Below are 21,854 nucleotides of genomic sequence, written 5' to 3' on the forward strand. Positions count from 1 at the left end.
ATCATACTGGTTTTAAATCCCGCTTGCCACAGCCTTTCCCAGTGCTTTTATCGCATGGGACTCGGCAGCTTCTTCTTTTTTAGCTTCCTCTATTTCATTCTCCAAATTCTTATTGGCTGTTGAGAGCATCAGCTTAATACGGTTCAGCTGATTTACCTCACTTGCGCCCGGGTCGAAGTCAATGGCGACCACATTAGATTTCGGATATATCCTGCGCAGTTCCTTAATAACACCTTTTCCTACCACATGATTGGGAAGGCAGGCAAATGGCTGTGTACACACAATATTTCCGGCTCCACCGTGAATCAGTTCCAGCATCTCCCCGGTCAGGAACCAACCCTCACCGGTCTGATTGCCGATAGATACAATCTCGGAAGCCATTTTTGCCATATCCTCAATGTGTGAAGGTGGTGCAAAATGTTTGCTTTCTTCAAAGGCTTTGGAAGCCGGTGACCGAAGCCATTCCAAACCTTTAATTCCAAGGTTTCCTAGAACTGCCTTTGCTTTAGGAAATCCCAAATTGGATACTTTGAAGTTCTGATTGTAGAAGCAGTATAGCATGAAGTCCAGCAAATCAGGAACCACAGCTTCTGCGCCTTCGCTCTCCAACAGATCTACAAGATGATTATTTGCCGCAGGCAGGAATTTAACAAGGATTTCCCCCACGACACCGACCCGTGGTTTTTTCACATTTAATGTTTCTATTGTATCAAAATCATGAATAATATCATTGCAGAGTTTTTTGAATTTACGTCTGGATGGGTATCCTGTGGAAATAAATTTCTTGCACTCTTCCGCCCATTTCCTGTGGACAGCATTGGTTGTTCCCGGTACTTTTTCGTAAGGCCGCATACGATAAACACATTTCATGAATATATCCCCAAATACAGCGGCATAGGCTCCGCGGACGACCATGGCCGGTGTAATCTTAAAGCCCGGGTTTCCTTCCAGCCCGCTTAAATTAATGGAGATAACAGGGATTTGTGAATATCCTGCTTTCTTTAGTGCCCGGCGTATAAAGCCTATGTAGTTGGATGCACGGCATCCGCCCCCTGTCTGGCTGATAATAACGGCCAGCCTGTCGGTGTCATATTTTCCTGATAAAATGGCTTCCATAATCTGTCCCACCACCATTAGAGACGGATAGCAGGCATCATTATTGACATATTTCAATCCTACATCCACGGCTTGCTTATTGTCGTTCGGCAGAACCTCTACTTTGTAGCCGGAAGCCTGGAATGCGGGCTCCAACAATTCAAAATGCATAGGTGACATCTGGGGACACAAAATCGTGTATGTCTTGCGCATTTCTTTTGTAAAGGGTACCTTCTTAATAGCAGCCGGCTGAATTTTACGCTGAGTGGCATGCTGCTCTCTGACGCGGATAGCTGCAAGAAGAGAACGAACACGGATACGGGCTGCCCCCAGGTTATTGACTTCATCGATTTTCAGAGAAGTATATATTTTGTCCGAGCGGTTCAGGATATCGGCAACCTGGTCGGTGGTAACAGCATCAAGGCCGCACCCAAAGGAATTCAGCTGTATCAGATCCAGATTATCTTTTGTTTTCACGTAATTTGCAGCAGCGTAGAGGCGGGAATGGTACATCCACTGGTCCATAACATTTAACGGACGTTCTACAGGCTGGAGGTGGGAAACAGAGTCCTCGGTCAACACAGCAATATTATATGAATTGATAAGTTCGGGCAATCCATGGTTGACCTCGGGGTCAATGTGATATGGACGGCCTGCCAGCACAATGCCGCGGTTGCCTGTCTCGTCAAGAAACTTTATCGTTTCTTCACCCTTTTTGCGTATATCTTCCCTGCAGGCTTCCAGCTCTGTCCACGCGTCGTGAACTGCAGCCTTTATATCATATTCCGAAATAGAAAACTTAGCAGCCAGTTCTTCTGTCAGACGCCTGCCAAGAATCTCTTCGTTTGCGAAAGAAAGGAAGGGATGAATGAAATCTACTTCCCCGTGTACAATGGAATCCATATTATTTTTAATATTTTCCGGATAAGAGGTTACAATTGGACAGTTGTAATGGTTGTTGGCATCCTCAAATTCATTTCTCTCATAGGAAACGGAAGGGTAGAAGATGCGCGAAACACCTTCATTAATCAGCCACTGTACATGTCCGTGTGCCAGTTTTGCCGGATAACATTCAGATTCGCTGGGGATAGACTCAATGCCCAGTTCATAAATTTTCCGCGAGGAGGAGGGAGACAATACAACGCTGAATCCCAGCTTTGTGAAAAATGTGAACCAGAACGGGTAGTTCTCATACATATTTAGAACACGGGGAATTCCAATCACGCCTCGTGGTGCTTCTGATTCTTCTAAAGGTGTATAGCCGAGATAACGCTGACTCTTGTAATCGAACAGGTTTGGCAGATTGTTCTTGGATTTTTCCTTGCCGAGTCCTCTCTCACAGCGGTTTCCGGTAATAAAACGGCGTCCGCCGCTAAAGTGACTGATCGTCAGACGGCAGTTATTCGTGCACCTTTTACATTTGGCCATAGTGGTGTTGTATTCCAAAGCTTCAATCTCATCGATGGGAAGCATGGTAGTTCCTTCACACTCAGTATAGCGCTCCCTGGCAATTAAGGCTGCACCAAAAGCCCCCATGATTCCTGCGATGTCAGGGCGGATGGCTTCACAATCAGCAATTTTTTCAAAGCTTCGCAGAACCGCATTATTGTAAAAGGTTCCGCCCTGCACCACGATATGTTTACCCAACTCAGAGGCATCGGAAACCTTGATGACTTTAAACAGTGCATTTTTGATGACGGAATAGGCCAGACCAGCGGAAATATCAGAGACTTCAGCTCCTTCCTTCTGTGCTTGTTTTACTTTTGAATTCATAAAGACTGTACAGCGCGTACCCAGGTCAATGGGGTTTTTTGCATAAAGAGCTTCCTGAGCAAAATCCTCTACACTATAATTCAAAGATTTAGCAAAGGTCTCAATGAAGGAACCACATCCGGAGGAGCAGGCTTCATTCAACTGTACACTGTCCACAGTCTTGTTCTTGATCTTTATGCATTTCATGTCCTGTCCGCCGATATCCAAAATGCAGTCTACATCCGGTTCAAAGAAGGAAGCAGCGTAGTAGTGAGAAACGGTTTCCACTTCACCTTCATCAAGCAGAAGAGCAGCCTTTACCAAAGCTTCTCCGTAGCCGGTGGAGCAGGAGTGTACAATATCCACTTCCTCAGGCAGACGGCTGTAAATATCTTTGATTGCACCAATTGTAGTGCCCAGAGGATCCCCGTCGTTATTATGATAGAAAGAGTACAAAAGTGTACCATCCTCGCCTACAAGTGCAGCCTTTGTTGTGGTGGAGCCGGCGTCAATGCCGAGAAAAGCCTTTCCAGAGTAAGTGGCCAAATCCCCAACCGGTACCTGGTGTTGTGCATGGCGCTGAGCAAACTCGTTATATTCGGCATTCGAAGCGAAAAGAGGTTTCATTCTGTCAACTTCAAAATCCATTTTTATCTTTCCGGCCAGGCGTTCCTGAAGGTCTCGTAGAGCAAGAATTACTTCTTTCTTGGAATTTAGTGCGGAGCCGATGGCTGCAAACAAGTGAGACTGGTTCGGGGCAATGGTATGCTCATCATCCAGCTTCAGAGTGCGGACAAAAGCAGCTTTCAGTTCCGAAAGAAAGTGGAGTGGGCCACCTAAAAATGCCACGTGTCCGCGGATAGGTTTACCGCAGGCAAGGCCACTTATGGTCTGGTTCACAACAGCCTGGAAAATAGAGGCAGCCAAATCTTCCTTTGAAGCACCCTCGTTAATTAAGGGCTGGATGTCGGATTTCGCAAACACTCCGCAGCGTGCAGCGATAGAGTATAGTGCATGATAGCTTTTTGCGTATTCATTCAGTCCTGCAGCATCGGTCTGCAGAAGGGAAGCCATCTGGTCAATAAAGGAACCTGTACCGCCTGCACAGACACCATTCATACGCTGTTCCACATTTCCGCCTTCAAAATAAATAATCTTGGCATCTTCACCTCCAAGTTCAATTGCCACATCTGTCTGAGGGGCATAGTCCTGAAGAGCTGTAGATACAGCAATAACCTCCTGTACAAAGGGAACCCCCAGATGCTTAGCCAGAGATAATCCGCCGGAGCCAGTGATAACTGGTGAAACACGCAGCTCGCCCAGTTTGTGGATAGCTCTTCCAAGAAGGTCGGACAGAGTTTCCTGGATATTAGCGAAATGCCGCTCATAATCTGAAAAGAGTACTTTCTTGCCCTTATCCAGAATTGCTATCTTTACGGTAGTGGAACCGATATCGATTCCCAGAGTATGTAATTCACTTAAATTCATAAATATATCCCTCGTTTTCTAAAAACAGTATATGTTAGATACTACCTATTAAATGTATTTTCTAAATCTACAACAATTTACATTATACGACAAGATGCGTAAAAAGACAATCGCAATAATGATAAACGTTCCTGGAATTTTTGTGCAAAGCTTATAAATTTTCACAGAATACGTGTGGATATAATATATTTGACAAACTACTGTACAAACTGTACAATTACCTAAAGAATTTGTAAATCAAAAATAAGGAGAAGAATGTTAGTGAATTGGTTGAATAAGTTAGAAAGAAAATTTGGGCGTTATGCTATTCATAATCTAACCATGTATTTAATTGGCGGGTACATTATCGGTTACGGAATATATTTTCTTATGCCCGGCCTTCTGAACTGGCTGACGCTGGAACCGGGCCGTATATTGTCCGGTCAGGTGTGGCGGATCATAACATGGGTACTGGTGCCTCCCGGCGGCAGTATCATTACAACGGTTATCATGCTGTTTCTTTATTATTCTTTAGGAACTGCATTAGAGCGCACCTGGGGCGCGTTCCGTTATAATGTTTATATTTTCTCCGGCATTCTTTTCACTGTCATCGGTGCGTTTATTCTTTACCTGATAACCGGCGGAGTCGCGGGTCTGGGTGTTTATTTCAGCACTTACTATATTAATATGTCTATCTTTCTGGCTTTCTCTGCCAGCTATCCGGACATGGAACTGCTGCTATATTTTGTCCTTCCTATCAAAATTAAATGGATGGGGCTGGTCTATGCTGTGTTTATTTTATATGATCTTGCAAGGGGAAATATAGTCACGAGAGTTGCAATTATTTCTTCCCTTTTGAATTTTGTGCTGTTCTTTTTCTCCAGTAGAAAGATAAAGCCCTATTCTCCGAAGGAACAGGCCCGAAAAGCCAAATTCAGGCAGCAGGCGAAAACTCATATGAATTACAAAAACGGAGCGCGACATAAATGCACAGTGTGCAAAAGGACAGAACTGGACGACCCAACTCTGCAATTTCGCTACTGTTCAAAATGCAATGGGAATTATGAATATTGTCAGGATCATTTATTCACGCATCAGCATATCCAATAATACAAGCAAGGAGATTAAGACATGAAGAAGACAAAAGTAGTATGCACGATGGGCCCAAATACAAATGACAGGGAGTTAATGAGAAAACTAATCCAAAACGGAATGGATGTTGCACGTTTTAATTTTTCTCACGGTGATCACCAGGAGCACAAGGGGAGAATGGATCAGCTAAAACAGCTTAGGGAGGAAGAACGCGCTAATGTCGCTATCCTGTTAGATACAAAGGGCCCGGAGATTCGTACCGGTCTATTGAAGAATGGGAAGAAAGTCACACTGGAAACAGGCAGTACTTTCACATTGACAACGGATGAAATAGAGGGCACCAGTCAGCGGGTATCCATTACCTATGCAGGTCTGGTTGATGATATAGACAAAGGGAAAACTATTTTGATCGATGATGGACTAATCGGCCTGGAAGTAATCAGCAAGACAGACCGGGATATTGTCTGTTTAGTTGTAAACGGCGGCGAGCTGGGCGAGTGCAAAGGTGTGAATGTGCCGAATGTGTCCGTAAGGCTCCCTGCCATCACAGAGAAGGACAAAGAAGATATTAGATTTGGTGTGGAGCAGAGCATAGATTTTATTGCGGCTTCTTTTGTCAGAAATGCAGAGTGTGTCTTGGAGATTAAGGCCTATCTAAATGAGCTGCATGCGCCGTATATTCCAATTATAGCGAAAGTTGAAAATGCGGAAGGTGTCCAGAATATCGACGAGATTATCCGTGCCGCAGACGGGATTATGGTAGCCCGCGGTGATTTGGGAGTGGAGATTCCGGCGGAGGAAGTTCCCTATCTTCAGAAAATGATTATTGAAAAGTGCAATAACAATTTTAAGTCGGTAATTACGGCTACCCAGATGCTGGATTCTATGATTCGCAATCCCCGTCCTACAAGAGCAGAGGTCGCAGATGTGGCTAATGCGGTCTATGACGGTACCGATGCGGTTATGCTTTCTGGAGAGACAGCACAAGGGAAATACCCTCTGGAAGCACTGCAGATGATGGTACACATTATTGAAAATTCGGAACAGCACCTGGATTACGACCATATATTGGAAAAAGCAGGTGATCACCTGAAGACCGGAATATCTAGCGCTATCGGATACTCCTCTGTACTTGCGGCAGCAAACTTAAATGCAAAATGCATTATAACACCATCTGTATCCGGGGCTACAGCCAGGGTAGTCTCCAAACTGAAGCCCAGACAGGAGATTCTTGGCATATCACCCAACGAGAGAGCGCTGCGCAGAATGGCTATTTATTGGGGGGTCATTCCCTTAAAATCTATAGAAGTTGATACTACAGAGGGAATCTGCCGGGGGGCCGTTGAGGTTGCCCTTGTGAAGCAGTATGTTGAAAGCGGAGATGTAGTTGTACTGACTGCAGGAATTCCGTCTCCAAATGTGAAGAGAGAAAAAAGCGGAATCAGCAATATGATGAGAATCGCAACCGTAGAGTAGAGTACAGCTGAAATCTGTTAAATAACAGTACGTAAAGGAGAAAGTCATATATGAAGAAGGAGCCATTTGTAACAAAAGAACAACTTGATGACATAGTAAAGGAATTTCCTACGCCTTTCCACCTCTATGATGAGAGAGGAATCAGAGAAAATGCGAAGGCTCTCAATGAAGCTTTTGCATGGAACCCGGGATTTAAGGAATATTTTGCAGTAAAGGCTACTCCTAATCCTTTTCTGATTCAGATTTTGAGAGAATATGGCTGCGGCTGTGACTGTTCCTCCTATACGGAGCTTATGCTTTCTGATGCGATTGGAGCAAAAGGCGGTGATATTATGTTTTCCTCCAATGATACACCGGCTGAAGAATATGCTCTGGCCGATAAGCTGGGAGCAATTATTAATCTGGATGATATTACACATATAGATTTTCTGGAGAAGACAATCGGGCATATTCCTGAAACAATCAGCTGTCGTTATAACCCTGGCGGATTGTTTAAAATTAGTAATGACATTATGGACAATCCGGGTGATTCCAAATACGGAATGACCACAAAACAGATGATGGCAGCATTTAAAATTCTGAAAGAAAAGGGGGCAAAGGATTTCGGAATTCATGCCTTTCTTGCCAGCAACACTGTGACAAACGAGTATTATCCTATGCTGGCGAAGGTATTGTTTGAAGAAGCTGTCCGCCTGCAGAAGGAGGCAGGGGTTCATATTAAATTTATTAACTTGTCAGGGGGAATCGGAATCCCATACACACCGGATCAGGAGCCAAATGATATCCGGGCTATCGGTGAGGGAGTACGCAAGGTATATGAGCAGGTTATGATACCTGCAGGCATGGGGGATGTGGCTATTTACACAGAGCTGGGACGCTATATGCTGGGACCTTATGGCTGCCTGGTGACTACAGCAATCCATGAAAAGCACACACATAAAGAATACATCGGCGTGGATGCAAGTGCAGTAGATTTGCTTCGCCCGGCAATGTATGGGGCTTATCATCATATTACAGTCATGGAGAAGGAAAACTGGCCCTGTGACCACCAGTATGATGTCACCGGCTCTCTCTGTGAAAACAATGACAAATTTGCCATTGACAGAATGCTGCCGAAGATTGATAAAGGAGATTATCTGATCATTCACGATACAGGGGCTCATGGCTATTCCATGGGATATAATTATAACGGAAAATTGAAATCCGCAGAGGTCCTTCTGAGGGAGGATGGCACAGCACAGCTTATCCGACGGGCAGAGACCCCGTCAGATTATTTTGCAACATTTGACTGCTTTGAAATAGGGAAAAAGCTGATACGGAAATAGGAAAAAACTATTGCAAAATACTTATGAATGTGATAAGATAAACTACGGTTCGGAAAATTCGGAGAGCAAATATGCCTTTCGAATCCGATGAGCGGATGTGGCGGAATGGCAGACGCACAAGACTCAAAATCTTGCGGGGGCGACCTCGTGTGGGTTCAAGTCCCACCATCCGCATTAGAAGCTTTAAGTGCTATGTACCAATTTCGGCGGTGTATAGCACTTTTTCGTTACTCGTTACTGTTTCTTTTTGATTTACCAGGGAGGTGAATAATATGACGTTCAAGCGTGGCGATACATGTTTTATTTTGGAGGACAATTCAGATGCGGTTCAGGTGAAGGTTGTCAGCAAGCAGGGGAAGAATTATATTGTACAGTTAATCGGTGCCTGCGGTGCCTTAAAATTATCTGAAAACAGACTGTTTGATACGAAAGAGGGTGCTATGGCAAGCAGGAAAACGTCAAAAGCAATGGTAAGCCCCCAGTTGTCTGAGTCAAACAGGAGAGCGGGTTTGCCGGAAATAGGCATACCGGATACTTTTGATGGCGGAAGGTCAAGGAAAATTTAAGTATCGATAAATTCCAATCCGCCCCTGACATTACTTTAAATAGGTAATGTCAGGGGCGGATTTTTTGTGTAATGTAAACTTCATGACCTGCTGTGCAGAACATATTTTTAGAATATTCTGAAAACGGACTTCAAAGGGGTCAGACCCCCTTTGCAACCCCCTTTGCGTACTGCAGCAAATCTGTTAATTTCTTTATTCTGTCTTTCGCCTCGGGTACATCTCCAAACCCGTATTCAGCGAAGATGAACGGTATTCCTGCTTCCTGACAAGCCAGGTAGTCCCCTTTTGTGTCACCCACATAAACAACATCCTGCAGTCCATTTTCCTTCATCAGCCGTAAGATGGTCTGTCCCTTGGATGTCAGCGTGTCACCAAAGCAAAGGTGGTCTTTGACGGTGTCCTCAAGGCCATTGACCTTTAAAAATATTTCAATATACCCGCACTGGCAGTTGCTGACAATAAAAAGGGGAATCTTTTCAGAAAGGGTGAGAAATACTTCCTGGACCCCCTCGTACAAAACTCCGGGCTTTGTTTCCAATAGCCGGTTTTCATATTCAAAGCAAAGATCCCCCAGTCGCTTCTGTTCTTCTTTTGGCAAAGAGGGAAAGAGGGCGCGGTATATTTCATCCATGGTTTTTCCGAACAAGCCCCGGAGTCTGGGGCTGCTCACGTCAATATCCAAATCGGAATTCTCAGTGATTGCCTGGGTCCATGACTCCAGAACCGTTTCAGTGGCATCCCATAAAGTTCCGTCTACATCAAAAATAATTCCATCCATAAGTATTTACTCCTTTTTGTAAAAATCAGTAGCTCTTTTCATGATATCATAAAAAGAGCCTTTTAAAAAGAAGGATTTTAGTGTATACTTTTATAAAAGCTCTAAAGCAGCAAGGATGTGGAGAATGGAACATGAGTGAAAAAATAGTATTAATAGATGGTCACAGCATTTTAACCAGAGCGTTCTATGGAGTACCGGACTTGACAAATTCGGAGGGGCTTCATACGAACGCTATTTATGGGTTCTTAAATATTATGTTCAAGATTCTGGATGAGGAGAAGCCGGAGTATCTGACAGTCACTTTCGATGTACATGCCCCTACATTCAGACATGAGATGTACGCGGATTACAAAGGGACAAGGAAGCCGATGGCTGAAGAACTACGGCAGCAGGTTCCAGTGATCAAGGAAGTTCTGAAAGCTATGAATATCGAGATTATCGAGCAGGCAGGCCTGGAGGCAGATGATCTTCTGGGAACCATATCCTGCACTTGTGCGGGACGAGGACTGGAGGTAGTCATCATTTCCGGGGACAGGGACATCCTGCAGCTTGCCACGGAACATGTAAAAATCCGTATACCCAAGACAAAACAGGGCCGGACAGAGGTGGAAGACTACTATGCTGCCGATGTAAAGGAAAAATATAAAGTTACTCCGAAAGAATTTATTGAGGTGAAAGCGCTCATGGGTGATGCTTCTGACAATATTCCGGGGGTGCCCGGGATAGGGGAGAAGACCGCTACAAAAATTATCGAGGAATATGGCTCCATTGAAAATGCTTACGCTCATGTAAGTGAACTGAAACCACCCAGGGCCAGCAGGAACCTGCAGGAATACTGGGATCAGGCCTGCATGAGCAAGACGCTGGCAACCATTGATACCCACGCGGATATTACCTTTGATTTAAACGCAGCAGTCTATGGAGATCCCTACACACAAGAGGCTTATGTTTATTTCCAGCGACTCCAGTTTAAAAACATGCTGGATAGGTTTGATGTAGAAGCATCCGGCAATAACCTGGAATCTTATTTTAAAGAAATTACAGATAAAAAAGAGGCAGAGAGGGTGTTTGCTGAGGCGGCCGCGGCACAATGTGCAGGCGCCGCAGTCACGGAAGACCTGAAAAATGTGCTGCCGCTGTTTGCACATCCTTCCGGGTACGGCAGGGTGACGGTTGTCTATGGAAAGGATAAAATTTATTCTATATTAAGCAGCGCAGATATGGATATGGAATATCTGCTGGACAAACTTTCGGAAGTTGCCCAATCAGTAAAAGCATTTTCCATGTTTGATTTAAAAAAGTATCTCCCGCTGGTGAAGATTACAAAACCGGAAAATTGCTTTGATGTTGCAGTAGCGGCCTATCTTCTGAATCCGCTGACAAGTCATTATGACTGTGATGATGTGGCAAGAGAACAATTGGATATTACTGTAGACGGAAAAACAGACAGCATGACGAAAGCATGCTATGAAGCCTACACTGCATTTGCCTGTGTAGAGCCAATGAAAGAAAAGATGCAGGCAGAGGGAATGTATCATCTGTTCACAGATATTGAGATGCCTCTTGTCTTTACCCTGTTTGATATGGAACAGGCCGGAATTCAGGTGGAAGCTGAGGCGCTGCGCTTTTACGGGGAGCAGCTGGGGGGCAAGATTGTGGAGCTGGAAAAAGAGATATTTGAAATGGCAGGGGAAACCTTCAACATTAATTCTCCAAAACAGCTTGGGGTTGTGCTTTTTGAACACATGAAGATTCCAAATGGAAAGAAGACAAAGACCGGTTATTCCACTGCCGCAGATGTATTGGAAAAACTGGAACCGGATTATCCTATTGTAGAAAAAGTTCTGGAATACAGACAACTGTCCAAACTGAAGTCCACTTATGCAGACGGTCTGTCGGCTTATATCAGCACAGACGGAAGAATTCACGGGAAGTTTAACCAGACAATTGCCGCTACAGGAAGAATCAGCAGCACAGAACCGAATCTGCAGAACATTCCTGTGAGAATGGAACTGGGCCGGTTGATTAGAAAGGTATTTGTGCCAAGCGAAGGGTGTGTTTTTATCGATGCGGATTATTCTCAGATTGAGTTGAGGGTGCTGGCTCACTGCTCAGGGGATGAGAAACTGATTCAGGCTTATAAAGAGGCCAAGGACATCCATCGGATGACAGCATCTCAGGTGTTCCACACACCATTTGAGGAAGTTACCAGTTTGCAGCGACGCAATGCGAAGGCTGTAAATTTTGGGATTGTATATGGTATCAGTTCTTTTGGACTGAGCCAGGATTTGAGTATTACACGAAAAGAAGCTGCACAATATATTGAAAATTATTTTGAGACTTATCCCGGAATCAAACGTTTCTTGGATGACACTGTAGCCCATGCAAAAGAGGTAGGTTATGTTGTGACTTTGTTCGGGCGAAGGCGTCCTGTCCCTGAGTTAAAATCCAGCAATTTCATGCAGCGCAGCTTTGGAGAGCGGGTGGCTATGAATGCACCCATTCAGGGGTCTGCCGCAGATATTATAAAAATTGCCATGATTGGTGTGAACAGGGAACTGAAGGAAAAAGGCCTCAGGTCAAAGATGATTCTGCAGGTCCATGATGAGCTGCTTATAGAGGCATATAAAGAGGAAGCAGAAGAGGTTAAAGAGATTCTGAGGCGCCAAATGGAGCATGCTGCAGATTTGGATGTGCCTTTGATTGTAGATATGCACACAGGAAGTAACTGGTATGAGGCAAAGTAAGGGGATGAAAGTGCTGGGAATAACCGGCGGGGTAGGCTCCGGGAAAAGCGAGGTTCTGCATCATATGGAAAAAGAATATGGCGCAGTTGTCAGTCAGCTGGATGAAGTGGCAAAGAATCTCCAAAGAAAAGGGACGGCTTGCTATGGGAAAATTATAGAACAGTTTGGAAACAAAATTACAAAAGAAGATGGAGAGCTGGATAGAAGGAAACTGGCAGAAATCGTTTTTCAGGATGAGACAAAAAGAAAGATTCTTAATGAAATCGTTCACCCGGAAGTAAAGAAATGGGTAAAACAGGATATTATAGAGAAGAAAAAGATGGGAGTGCCGCTGTATATTATTGAGGCGGCTCTTCTGCCGGAAGCCGGGTATGAGGATATCTGTGATGAGCTGTGGTATATTTATACAGAAGAAAGTGTGAGAAGGGAAAGGCTGAAAAGGTCAAGAGGATACTCGGATGAGACAATCAGCCGGATGATACTCTCCCAGTCCCCGGAATCTGTGTTTCGTGGAGCGTGTCAGACTATTATAGACAACAGCGGGACATTTGAGAAGACAAAAGAGCAAATAGGAGAACAGTTATGAGGTTATGCAGCATTGCAAGCGGCAGCAGCGGGAACTGTATTTATGTAGGAAATGATAACACGCATCTACTTGTGGATACAGGAATCAGCAAAAAGCGGATTGAAGCCGGTCTGAAGGAACTAGAAATAAAGGGAGAAGAACTGGATGGCATTTTGATTACCCATGAGCATTCGGATCATATACAGGGATTAGGCGTCTTCAGCAGAAAGTATGAGGTGCCGATTTATGCAACACCGGGAACAATTGAGGGGATTAAGCATTATGCCCCACTGGGAAAATTGCCGGAAGGTCTTTTGAACCCTATACATATAGATGAAAGATTTACAATTGGAGACATTGCAGTAGATCCATTTCGGATTTCCCACGATGCAAATGAGCCTGCCGGGTACAGAATGAACTATGGAGATAAATCTGTTGCAGTTGCTACGGATTTAGGGATTTACGACGAATACACAATTTCAAATTTGAAAAATCTGGATGCAGTTCTTCTGGAGGCCAACCACGATATCCATATGTTGGAGGTGGGAACTTATCCTTATTATCTGAAACGGCGTGTAATGGGGGATAAGGGACATTTATCCAACGAATTGTCGGGAAGGCTTCTTTGTGATATACTACATAGTAATTTGAAACGCATCCTTCTGGGGCATCTCAGCAAGGAAAATAATTACGCGGCACTTGCCTATGAGACGGTGAAGCTGGAGGTTACTTTAAGTGACAATGACTATAAGGGAGAAGACCTGGATATGACCGTAGCCAAAAGAGATATGATTTCGGAAATTATTACGGTATAGACAGAATCCCGGCGCCAATTCACAGCTCTAAGAACTAAAACAGGGGAATAACGTATGAAGAAAATTGCAATTGTAACAGACAGTAATAGCGGAATAACACAAAAACATGGGAAAGAGATGGGGACTTATGTAGTTCCCATGCCATTTTTTATTGACGGGGAACTTTTCCTGGAAGACATTACACTAACACAGGAAGAATTTTATAAAAGACTGGCCGAAGATTCTGATATTTCAACGTCCCAGCCATCACCCGGAGACATTCTTGAACTTTGGGACCGCCTGCTTGAGGAATACGACGAAGTTGTGCACATCCCTATGTCCAGCGGGTTAAGCAGCAGCTGTGAGACAGCAGTGACATTATCCGGGGATTATGAAGGCAGAGTACAGGTGGTGAATAATCAGAGGATTTCGGTTACTCAGGAGCAGTCTGTTCTGGATGCAATTAAACTGTCAAAAGAAGGAAAGACTGCAGCCGAAATCAGGCAAATTCTTGAGAAAGAAAAGATGGAAGCAAGTATCTATATAACAGTAGATACACTGAAGTATTTGAAAAAGGGCGGAAGAATCACGCCGGCGGCAGCAGCTCTGGGAACGGTACTGAATCTGAAACCTGTACTGCAGATTCAAGGGGAGAAACTGGATGCATTTTCAAAAGTACGCGGGTGGAAAGCTGCAAAGAGAACAATGCTGAAGGCGATAGAGACAGATCTCAAAGAGCGTTTTGCCGGAAAAGAAGACCAGATGGTTCTTGGGATGGCATACACCTGCAGCCGTGAAGAAGCAAAAGAGTGGAGACAGGAGATTCATGAAAGATTTCCTCGGTATGAGATAATAGAAGGTCCACTGTCCCTGAGCGTGGCCTGCCATATCGGACCGGGTTCCATGGCGGTTACGTGTATGAAAAGATTATAGGAGATGCTTCTTAGAAACGGGGCCGCTGTTTCTAAGAAGCATCTTTTTTAACGTTACACTTTTATGATGGTCTGTTTGTATTCGTTTTCAAATACGGTCTTAAATTTATCTGTGATTACAGATTTATACAGATTAGAGGCAAGTATGTCATGGTAGAGCATTCTTTGTCCAATCTCCGGAATTGCGTCTGTATCATAGAGACTGGTTAGCAGCGGAAGCCGCCCATTTTTTGCGACATTGCTTAGTATTTTTTCACGATCTCTGCGGAAACCCAGGAGACGGGCATAGTAGTGCCAGCCGCCTTTGGTGTATTGTTTCACGGTGTTCTTTTTAATCCCCAGCATGATGTGCAGAAGTGCACGGTTAATACGCGTATAAGTAGTTTCTTTGGTTTTAAGCAATTCGCAAAATTGCTTGTAATTGAAAAAGTTGTTAAGCTGGTTACTGATTCGGTTTGCCAGATCTACAGAGACATCCATGTAATTGGTCAAATCTCTGGCAGATTTGTTCAGCAGCTTATATTTCATAAGGAGAGAAAAATCGTTTAGATAAACCGGATATTTGACCCGGTGGTAATCTTTTAAAAGTTCCAGGCAGGAGGCTGGAACCTGATCCTCCAGCTGGCTTAAAATATCGGAAAAATGTGTATTCTCAAATGTGCTGCCGGAGTGCGTACTGATTGCAGAACTGGAATAAGCAAGCAGGGAACGGATGGCGGTTGCGGAACTGTAATTGGACGCCAGCTCTGTATTGTGGTAGTCAGAACCCCGGCGCTTGATGGTATAAGGCTCAATGTTACTGTCCAGCCTTTTGAGTGCTTTTAGATATTCGATGCTCAAAATGTTATTTGGATCATCCAACAGGGCAGCACGGTTAGGGTTTCCTGTATAAGTGCTTAGTGCATCCTGTCTGGCTGAGGGGAAAGACATGCCCTTTTTGAGATTTTCCTGCAGGAGGTTTCTGTATTCATTTGGCTCTTTGTACAGGATGTCGGCTACATCCTGAAGCCCCTCAAGGTCCCCTGACTCACTCCCGAAGCAAATAGAATCTACTATCCCCAGGCTTTCCAGGAAAGAAATGGCACCCATGGCAAAAAATTCAGCACTTCCGGTGGAATAACAGACAGGAAGCTCAAATACAGCCCCGGCTCCGCACTTCAAAGCCATCTCGGCACGTATGTATTTGGGCATGATGGCGGGCGTACCTCTTTGTACGTAATCACCGCTCATAATCACGATGGCCGTGTCAGCACCTGTGACTTCCTTTGCTTTTTCGATATGATACTGATGGCCGTTATGAAATGGATTATATTCGGCGATTAAACCAACAATTTTCATATGAATCTCCTTGTATATCAATTTGTTAACCATTATACTATAAAAGAATAAGAACTACAACAAAGAAGGAGGCATGGAATGAAGAGAGAAATGGTACTCGAACTTCTGGAACAACGCAAATTTAAAAACCTAAAGGAACAACTGGAATCCATGCATCCTGTCGATATTGTGGAAATGCTTGAGGATTTTGGATCCAGGCAGGCAATTTTGATTTTCCGGCTTTTGGCCAAGGAGGAGGCTGCCGAAGTTTTCACGGATATGAACAGTGACATGCGTGAAGAACTGATCAACGCTCTGACAGATTCTGAACTGGAAGAGGTTATGAGTGAAATGTATGTGGACGACACAGTAGATGTTCTGGAAGAGATGCCGGCCAATGTAGTGGACCGGCTGCTGATGGCAACGGACGAAGAAACCAGAACGAAAATCAATATACTTCTTCAATATCCGGAGTACAGCGCGGGGAGTATCATGAATGTGGATTATGTCAGCCTGCGCAGAGAAATGACAGTGGCAGATGCAATCTTGAGAATTCGGCAGGTCGGTATTAATAAGGAAACGATATACACCTGTTATGTTACGGAAAAGAGAAAACTGATCGGTGCTGTGGATGTAAAAGACCTGCTGACAGCAGGAGAGTCCAGGCTGATTGAAGAAATCATGGATGAGAATGTGCTATCTGGCACCACCCTAGATGACCAGGAGGACGTGGCAAAGACGATTAAGAAGTATGGTCTTGTTGCGATTCCAATCATAGACCATGAGAACTGCCTGGTGGGTATTGTAACTTACGATGATGCCATGCTGGTTTTGCAGGATGAGGCAACAGAGGATATCAGCATTATGGCCGGTGTGAGTCCCAATGAGGATTCTTATTTCGGCACATCGGTGTTTCAGCATGCCAGACACAGGAGTCTGTGGCTGATGCTGCTGATGCTTTCTGCAACCGTGACAGGTGAGCTCCTGGGGCATTACGAGAATGCTATGGCAGCCATGCCTGTTCTAATTACCTTTATTCCGATGTTGATGGGGACAGGTGGAAATTGTGGATCACAAAGCTCAACACTGATTATTCGAGGCCTGGCTGTAGGAGAAATTCAATTTAGAGATATTTTCCGGGTTATTTTCAAGGAAGTTCGTGTCGCATTGGTTGTAAGTGCTTTATTGGCAATAGTAAACGGAACCCGGATTTATATCATGTATAATCATAGTATTATGTTGTCTGTTGCACTTGGAATTACCATGATTGCAGTGGTAGTTATAGCAAAAACTGTGGGCTGTACACTTCCCCTTGCTGCAAAAAAACTGGGGCTGGATCCGGCAATCATGGCAGCGCCTCTGATATCCACAATTCTGGACACATGTACGATTCTGGTTTATTTCAATATAGTGACAGCAATATTTCATCTCAGATCTTAGGCGGTGCACAGTTCAGCCATAAGCTTGACTCAGCTATGGGACAGAACATTGTACACAAAAATACACATTATATAGGCTTGTATACAATAATTCTTTGAGGTATAATGGAAAAAGTGAGAAAAAACGAAAGGTGGATTTAAGTCATGGGATTTATCGACAAAATCAAAGAAAGAGCGATGGCCGATAAGAAGACAATTGTGCTGCCGGAGACGGAGGACATAAGAACTTATCAGGCAGCGGAGGCGGTGCTTAAGCAGGGAGTAGCGAACCTGATTCTTGTGGGAAGCCAAGAGGAAATTGAAAAGAATGGAAAGGGTTTTGACATTTCGGGCGCTGCGGTGGTGGACCCTGCAACAAGCGAAAAAACGGAAGGCTACATTGCCAAGCTGGTAGAACTCAGGAAAAAAAAGGGAATGACTCAAGAGCAGGCGAAAGAACTGCTTCTGAACAATTACCTGTATTACGGAGTGATGATGGTGAAGATGGGCGATGCAGATGGTATGGTATCCGGTGCATGCCATTCTACAGCGGACACACTTCGTCCGTGTCTGCAGATTCTGAAGACAAAACCGGGAACAAAACTGGTTTCTGCTTTCTTCCTTATGGTTGTACCTGACTGCGATATGGGTGCAGAGGGAACATTTATTTTCGGAGATGCAGGTCTGGAACAGAATCCTGATCCCGAAAAATTGGCCAATATTGCACTGTCCTCAGCGGAATCTTTCCAGGTCCTGACAGGAAAGGAACCAATTGTTGCCATGCTGTCACATTCCACAAAGGGAAGTGCGAAACACGCAGATGTGGATAAAGTAGTGGAAGCTACAAAGCTTGCTAAAGAAATGGCACCGGATTTAGTTTTGGATGGAGAATTGCAGGCAGACGCAGCAATTGTACCGGAGGTTGCAGCATCCAAGGCACCAGAAAGCCCAGTAAAAGGACGTGCCAATGTATTGATTTTCCCAGATCTGGATGCCGGTAATATTGGATATAAGCTGGTACAAAGACTTGGCAAAGCGGAAGCCTACGGCCCACTTACTCAGGGAATTGCGGCTCCGGTCAATGATTTATCAAGAGGCTGCAATGCAGCAGACATCGAAGGTGTTATAGCCATTACAGCTGTACAGGCTCAGTCATATTCATAAATATGTAACTGTTTGGAACCAAATAAGCGAAGAAATTACGGGTTTTTGAGCTTGGTTCTGAATTGTTATCATAATATAATAAAGTAAAATTGGGGGATAAGGAAATGAATATTTTAGTAATCAATTGTGGAAGTTCTTCTTTAAAATTCCAGTTAATTAATTCTGAATCCGAGAAAGTGCTCGCAAAAGGTATTTGTGAGAGAATTGGAATTGACGGGAGTCTCACTTATCAGGCAGCTGGTAAAGAAAAGGTAAAAACAAAGAAGGATATGCCTTCACATACTGAGGCAATTCAGTATGTTATTGAAGCTCTGACGAACCCTGAGACAGGGGTAATAAAGAGTTTGAAAGAGATTGGGGCCGTCGGACACCGTGTGGTACACGGCGGTGAAAAGTTTGCCTCCTCTGTCGTTATTACAGAAGAGGTAAAGAAAGCTGTTGAGGAGTGCAACGACCTGGCTCCGCTGCATAATCCTGCAAATTTAGTTGGAATAAATGCATGCGAGAAACTGATGCCGGGAACCCCTATGGTGGCAGTATTTGACACAGCTTTCCATCAGACAATGCCGGAAAAAGCATATATGTACGGACTGCCATATGAATATTATGAAAAATATAAAGTGAGACGCTACGGCTTCCACGGAACAAGCCACAGCTTTGTTTCCAAGAGAGCTGCAGAACTTGTGGGTAAGCCCTACGACGAAACGAAGACAATCGTATGCCACCTTGGCAACGGTGCAAGCGTATGTGCAGTGAAAAACGGTAAATCTATTGATACATCTATGGGGCTGACACCATTGGAAGGTCTTGTGATGGGAACTCGCTCCGGTGATATCGACCCGGCTATTCTGGAATTCATTGCAAAGAAAGAAAATCTGGATATTGATGGTCTGATGAACATGCTGAACAAGGAATCCGGCGTACAGGGAATCTCCGGATTATCCAGTGACTTCAGGGATTTAACGGACGCATCCCTGGCAGGAAATCAACGCGCAAAGATTGCTCTGGATGTATTCTCATACAGAGTTGCTAAGTATATAGGAAGTTATGTTGCAGCCATGAATGGAGTGGACGTCATTGCCTTCACAGCAGGAATCGGTGAAAATGATGATTTAGTCCGGGCGGCCGTATGCAGCTATCTGGAATATCTTGGAATAGAGTTTGATGAGGATGCCAACAATACAAGAGGCCAGGAAGTCGAACTTTCTAAACCGGGCTCCAAGGTAAGAGTTTTTATAATTCCGACAAACGAGGAACTTGCAATCGCCAGAGAAACAGAGGCTCTTATAAAATAAATCTGAATCATGCATATGTTAGAATATTCAGAAAATGAAACGCAAAAGGGTCAGACCCCTTTCTGTAATTTTTTGTTGACAATCTTATTTTACATGATATAATAGTTTAGGTATGAATAGGAGTGTTAAGGATGTTAATTAACCTATCAGACGTTCTGTCAGAACAGCATAAGACGATAGAGACGACAGTGCCATTTGAATTGGAAGAGATTAAATTAAAGTCAGGTTCCTTCGCGATTACATGCAGTGAACCTGTGCACATTATCGTCACTCATGTAAAGGATAAGGAATTACAGATTCAGGCAGAATCAAAAGTCAATATAAGAATCCCATGCGATCGGTGTGCCGAGGATGTGGATCAGGAATTTGTACTTGATTTTGTGAAGCGCGTGGATTTGAATGTTTCTGATGCTGATTTGAGAGAAGATTTAGATGAGTCGAACTTTATTGATGGATATCATCTTGATGTGGACAAATTGCTCTTTAATGAGATATTGATAGGATGGCCGACGAAAGTTCTATGCAGTGAAGACTGTAAGGGCATATGCAGCGTTTGTGGTCAGAACCTAAATCAGGGTACTTGTGACTGTGAAGACACAGGAGCCGACCCGAGAATGTCAGTTGTCCGAGATTTGTTTAAGAATTTTAAGGAGGTGTAACCTATGTCTATCTGTCCAAAGAATAAATCTTCTAAAGGTAGAAGAGATAAGAGAAGAGCTAATTGGAAGATGAGTGCTCCCAACCTTGTAAAATGCAGCAAGTGTGGAGAACTTATGATGCCCCACAGAGTTTGCAAAGCTTGTGGCTCTTACAACAAAAAAGAAATCATTTCTGTTGACTAATGCAGAGAAGACAAGGCTTTCCGGGTAACCGGGGAGCCTTTTTTCAAATCAATTGGATTTACGGTAGTTTTACAACAAATGGAGATAAAAGTAAATATTGCTGTGAATCTGCTGGTAGATAAATAGGAAATAATATTTTTTCTTATTGATTTTTGTATTGATGTTTAGTAGAATTAATGCAGTAGCGTTAGGAGGAAGAAGAATGTCTAATATTACAAGAGTTGCCCTAGATGCCATGGGCGGTGATAACGCACCCGGAGAGATTGTTCGGGGTGCTGTGGAAGCCGCCAGGCAGAGAAGCGATATTAAGATTCTGCTGACAGGGCAGGAAGCACTGCTGAAGAAGACATTATCAGAATACACTTACCCGGAGGAACAGATAGAGATTGTAAATGCCACAGAAGTCATTGATACGGCAGAGCCGCCGGTTATGGCAATCCGCAGGAAAAAAGACTCCTCTATTGTAGTAGCTATGAAGTTGGTGAAGAATGGAGAAGCCGATGCATTAGTATCCGCAGGAAGTTCAGGCGCGATTCTGGTAGGAGGCCAAGTACTGGTGGGCAGGATCAAAGGAGTGGAAAGACCGCCTCTTGCACCTCTGATACCCACTGCCAGGGGTGTGTCACTGCTGATAGACTGTGGAGCGAATGTGGATGCAAGACCCTCTCATTTGGTTCAGTTTGCAAATATGGGCTCCATATACATGGAGAATATCATTGGGAAGAAGAACCCCACAGTAGGAATTGTAAATATCGGTGCCGAGGAAGAAAAAGGAAATGCACTTGTAAAAGAGACTTTTCCTCTTCTGAAAGAGTGCAGGGGAATTAATTTCGTGGGAAGTGTGGAGGCAAGAGATATTCCGGCAGGCGTTGTAGATGTAGTGGTCTGTGAAGCCTTTGTGGGAAATGTAATCCTGAAGCTATATGAGGGTGTGGGCGGCACTTTAATCAGTAAGGTTAAAGAAGGCATGATGGGTTCACTAAGGAGTAAGATAGGAGCACTTCTTGTGAAACCGGCACTTAAAAGCACGCTGAAAGATTTCGATGCCAGCGAGTATGGCGGCGCTCCGCTGTTAGGATTGAATGGGCTGGTTGTTAAGACACATGGCAGTTCCAAGGCGAAGGAGGTGTGCACTTCCATCATCCAGTGTGTCACTTTTAAAGAGCAGCAAATAAATGAAAAGATAAAAGCTGCCCTCCGGTTGGAGAAAGAAAGAAAAGAAGATTAAT

17 protein-coding genes and 1 tRNA gene are annotated in these 21,854 nt (G+C 44.1%); 15 read left to right on the top strand and 3 right to left on the bottom strand.

Going from position 1 to position 21,854, the window contains the following annotated elements; translation table 11 throughout:
* Positions 1–12 precede the first annotated feature (12 nt).
* Positions 13–4,335: a 2-hydroxyacyl-CoA dehydratase gene (locus BN3456_RS11220; RefSeq protein WP_089984232.1), complete on the bottom strand. Its 4,323-nt coding sequence runs from the start codon at positions 4,333–4,335 to the stop codon at positions 13–15.
* A 255-nt stretch (positions 4,336–4,590) separates the two neighbouring features.
* Here BN3456_RS11220 and BN3456_RS11225 point away from each other — a divergent pair, with 255 nt between their 5' ends.
* The 5 genes from BN3456_RS11225 to BN3456_RS11245 all read left to right on the top strand — a co-directional run bounded on the left by BN3456_RS11225 (position 4,591) and on the right by BN3456_RS11245 (position 8,773).
* Positions 4,591–5,424 (top strand): hypothetical protein, encoded by an 834-nt coding sequence (locus BN3456_RS11225; RefSeq protein ID WP_347458045.1) that lies wholly within the window; start codon positions 4,591–4,593, stop codon positions 5,422–5,424.
* 21 nt (positions 5,425–5,445) lie between these two features.
* Positions 5,446–6,882 carry a pyruvate kinase gene (gene pyk, locus BN3456_RS11230; protein WP_089984234.1) on the top strand — a complete coding sequence of 479 codons (1,437 nt, stop codon included), beginning with the start codon at positions 5,446–5,448 and terminating at the stop codon, positions 6,880–6,882.
* Between the two features lie 50 nt (positions 6,883–6,932).
* The gene (locus BN3456_RS11235) at positions 6,933–8,207 is read left to right on the top strand and encodes a diaminopimelate decarboxylase (RefSeq protein ID WP_089984235.1); all 1,275 of its coding nucleotides are present in this window, start codon (positions 6,933–6,935) and stop codon (positions 8,205–8,207) included.
* 91 nt (positions 8,208–8,298) lie between these two features.
* Positions 8,299–8,381, top strand: a tRNA-Leu gene (locus BN3456_RS11240).
* 98 nt (positions 8,382–8,479) lie between these two features.
* Entirely contained in the window at positions 8,480–8,773 is a 294-nt protein-coding gene (locus tag BN3456_RS11245; protein ID WP_089984236.1) for a hypothetical protein, read from the top strand.
* A 139-nt stretch (positions 8,774–8,912) separates the two neighbouring features.
* Here the strand turns inward: BN3456_RS11245 and BN3456_RS11250 are convergent, their stop codons facing one another.
* A complete protein-coding gene (locus tag BN3456_RS11250) occupies positions 8,913–9,551 on the bottom strand; it encodes an HAD family hydrolase (protein ID WP_089984237.1) in 639 nt (212 codons plus the stop codon).
* 131 nt (positions 9,552–9,682) lie between these two features.
* Between BN3456_RS11250 and polA the strand changes: the two genes are divergently transcribed.
* Genes polA through BN3456_RS11270 form a run of 4 tightly spaced genes read left to right on the top strand, consistent with a single transcriptional unit; the run spans position 9,683 to position 14,590 of the window.
* Positions 9,683–12,298 carry a DNA polymerase I gene (gene polA / locus BN3456_RS11255; RefSeq protein ID WP_089984238.1) on the top strand — a complete coding sequence of 872 codons (2,616 nt, stop codon included), beginning with the start codon at positions 9,683–9,685 and terminating at the stop codon, positions 12,296–12,298.
* Positions 12,285–12,884: a dephospho-CoA kinase gene (coaE, locus tag BN3456_RS11260; protein ID WP_347458046.1), complete on the top strand. Its 600-nt coding sequence runs from the start codon at positions 12,285–12,287 to the stop codon at positions 12,882–12,884. Before polA ends, coaE begins: the two co-directional genes overlap by 14 nt.
* Positions 12,881–13,678, top strand: coding sequence for an MBL fold metallo-hydrolase (locus BN3456_RS11265; RefSeq protein WP_089984239.1), 798 nt, complete (start codon positions 12,881–12,883; stop codon positions 13,676–13,678). The genes coaE and BN3456_RS11265 overlap by 4 nt, the downstream gene beginning before the upstream one ends.
* A gap of 54 nt (positions 13,679–13,732) precedes the next feature.
* A complete protein-coding gene (locus BN3456_RS11270) occupies positions 13,733–14,590 on the top strand; it encodes a DegV family protein (protein ID WP_089984240.1) in 858 nt (285 codons plus the stop codon).
* A gap of 53 nt (positions 14,591–14,643) precedes the next feature.
* Here the strand turns inward: BN3456_RS11270 and BN3456_RS11275 are convergent, their stop codons facing one another.
* Complete coding sequence (locus BN3456_RS11275; RefSeq protein WP_089984241.1) at positions 14,644–15,927, bottom strand: nucleotidyltransferase; 1,284 nt, start codon at positions 15,925–15,927, stop codon at positions 14,644–14,646.
* Positions 15,928–16,005: 78 nt separating this feature from the next.
* On the opposite strand from BN3456_RS11275, the gene mgtE reads away from it, so the two are divergent.
* The 6 genes from mgtE to plsX all read left to right on the top strand — a co-directional run bounded on the left by mgtE (position 16,006) and on the right by plsX (position 21,853).
* Complete coding sequence (mgtE, locus tag BN3456_RS11280; RefSeq protein ID WP_089984242.1) at positions 16,006–17,346, top strand: magnesium transporter; 1,341 nt, start codon at positions 16,006–16,008, stop codon at positions 17,344–17,346.
* A 143-nt stretch (positions 17,347–17,489) separates the two neighbouring features.
* The gene (gene pta, locus BN3456_RS11285) at positions 17,490–18,488 is read left to right on the top strand and encodes a phosphate acetyltransferase (protein ID WP_089984243.1); all 999 of its coding nucleotides are present in this window, start codon (positions 17,490–17,492) and stop codon (positions 18,486–18,488) included.
* A 104-nt stretch (positions 18,489–18,592) separates the two neighbouring features.
* Positions 18,593–19,783, top strand: a complete 1,191-nt coding sequence (locus BN3456_RS11290) for an acetate/propionate family kinase (protein ID WP_089984244.1) — start codon at positions 18,593–18,595, stop codon at positions 19,781–19,783.
* A 131-nt stretch (positions 19,784–19,914) separates the two neighbouring features.
* Positions 19,915–20,442 (top strand): YceD family protein, encoded by a 528-nt coding sequence (locus BN3456_RS11295; protein WP_089984245.1) that lies wholly within the window; start codon positions 19,915–19,917, stop codon positions 20,440–20,442.
* A 3-nt stretch (positions 20,443–20,445) separates the two neighbouring features.
* On the top strand, positions 20,446–20,625 hold the full coding sequence (gene rpmF, locus BN3456_RS11300; protein WP_089984246.1) for a 50S ribosomal protein L32: 180 nt from the start codon (positions 20,446–20,448) through the stop codon (positions 20,623–20,625).
* A 202-nt stretch (positions 20,626–20,827) separates the two neighbouring features.
* Entirely contained in the window at positions 20,828–21,853 is a 1,026-nt protein-coding gene (gene plsX, locus BN3456_RS11305) for a phosphate acyltransferase PlsX (RefSeq protein ID WP_176699177.1), read from the top strand.
* The last annotated feature ends 1 nt before the right edge of the window (position 21,854 follow it).

It is taken from the genome of Clostridium sp. C105KSO13, from assembly GCF_001517425.1.
Taxonomy (GTDB): Bacteria; Bacillota; Clostridia; order Lachnospirales; family Lachnospiraceae; genus Muricomes.

Bases quoted from the DNA above. Each gene is read 5' to 3' on its own strand.
- BN3456_RS11290 (WP_089984244.1), top strand. From the start codon at position 18,593: ATGAATATTTTAGTAATCAATTGTGGAAGTTCTTCTTTAAAATTCCAG.
- rpmF (WP_089984246.1), top strand. From the start codon at position 20,446: ATGTCTATCTGTCCAAAGAATAAATCTTCTAAAGGTAGAAGAGATAAG.
- mgtE (WP_089984242.1), top strand. From the start codon at position 16,006: ATGAAGAGAGAAATGGTACTCGAACTTCTGGAACAACGCAAATTTAAA.
- plsX (WP_176699177.1), top strand. From the start codon at position 20,828: ATGTCTAATATTACAAGAGTTGCCCTAGATGCCATGGGCGGTGATAAC.
- polA (WP_089984238.1), top strand. From the start codon at position 9,683: ATGAGTGAAAAAATAGTATTAATAGATGGTCACAGCATTTTAACCAGA.
- coaE (WP_347458046.1), top strand. From the start codon at position 12,285: ATGAGGCAAAGTAAGGGGATGAAAGTGCTGGGAATAACCGGCGGGGTA.
- BN3456_RS11225 (WP_347458045.1), top strand. From the start codon at position 4,591: ATGTTAGTGAATTGGTTGAATAAGTTAGAAAGAAAATTTGGGCGTTAT.
- BN3456_RS11295 (WP_089984245.1), top strand. From the start codon at position 19,915: ATGTTAATTAACCTATCAGACGTTCTGTCAGAACAGCATAAGACGATA.
- BN3456_RS11235 (WP_089984235.1), top strand. From the start codon at position 6,933: ATGAAGAAGGAGCCATTTGTAACAAAAGAACAACTTGATGACATAGTA.
- BN3456_RS11265 (WP_089984239.1), top strand. From the start codon at position 12,881: ATGAGGTTATGCAGCATTGCAAGCGGCAGCAGCGGGAACTGTATTTAT.
- BN3456_RS11275 (WP_089984241.1), bottom strand. From the start codon at position 15,927: ATGAAAATTGTTGGTTTAATCGCCGAATATAATCCATTTCATAACGGC.
- BN3456_RS11270 (WP_089984240.1), top strand. From the start codon at position 13,733: ATGAAGAAAATTGCAATTGTAACAGACAGTAATAGCGGAATAACACAA.
- BN3456_RS11245 (WP_089984236.1), top strand. From the start codon at position 8,480: ATGACGTTCAAGCGTGGCGATACATGTTTTATTTTGGAGGACAATTCA.
- BN3456_RS11250 (WP_089984237.1), bottom strand. From the start codon at position 9,551: ATGGATGGAATTATTTTTGATGTAGACGGAACTTTATGGGATGCCACT.
- pyk (WP_089984234.1), top strand. From the start codon at position 5,446: ATGAAGAAGACAAAAGTAGTATGCACGATGGGCCCAAATACAAATGAC.
- pta (WP_089984243.1), top strand. From the start codon at position 17,490: ATGGGATTTATCGACAAAATCAAAGAAAGAGCGATGGCCGATAAGAAG.
- BN3456_RS11220 (WP_089984232.1), bottom strand. From the start codon at position 4,335: ATGAATTTAAGTGAATTACATACTCTGGGAATCGATATCGGTTCCACT.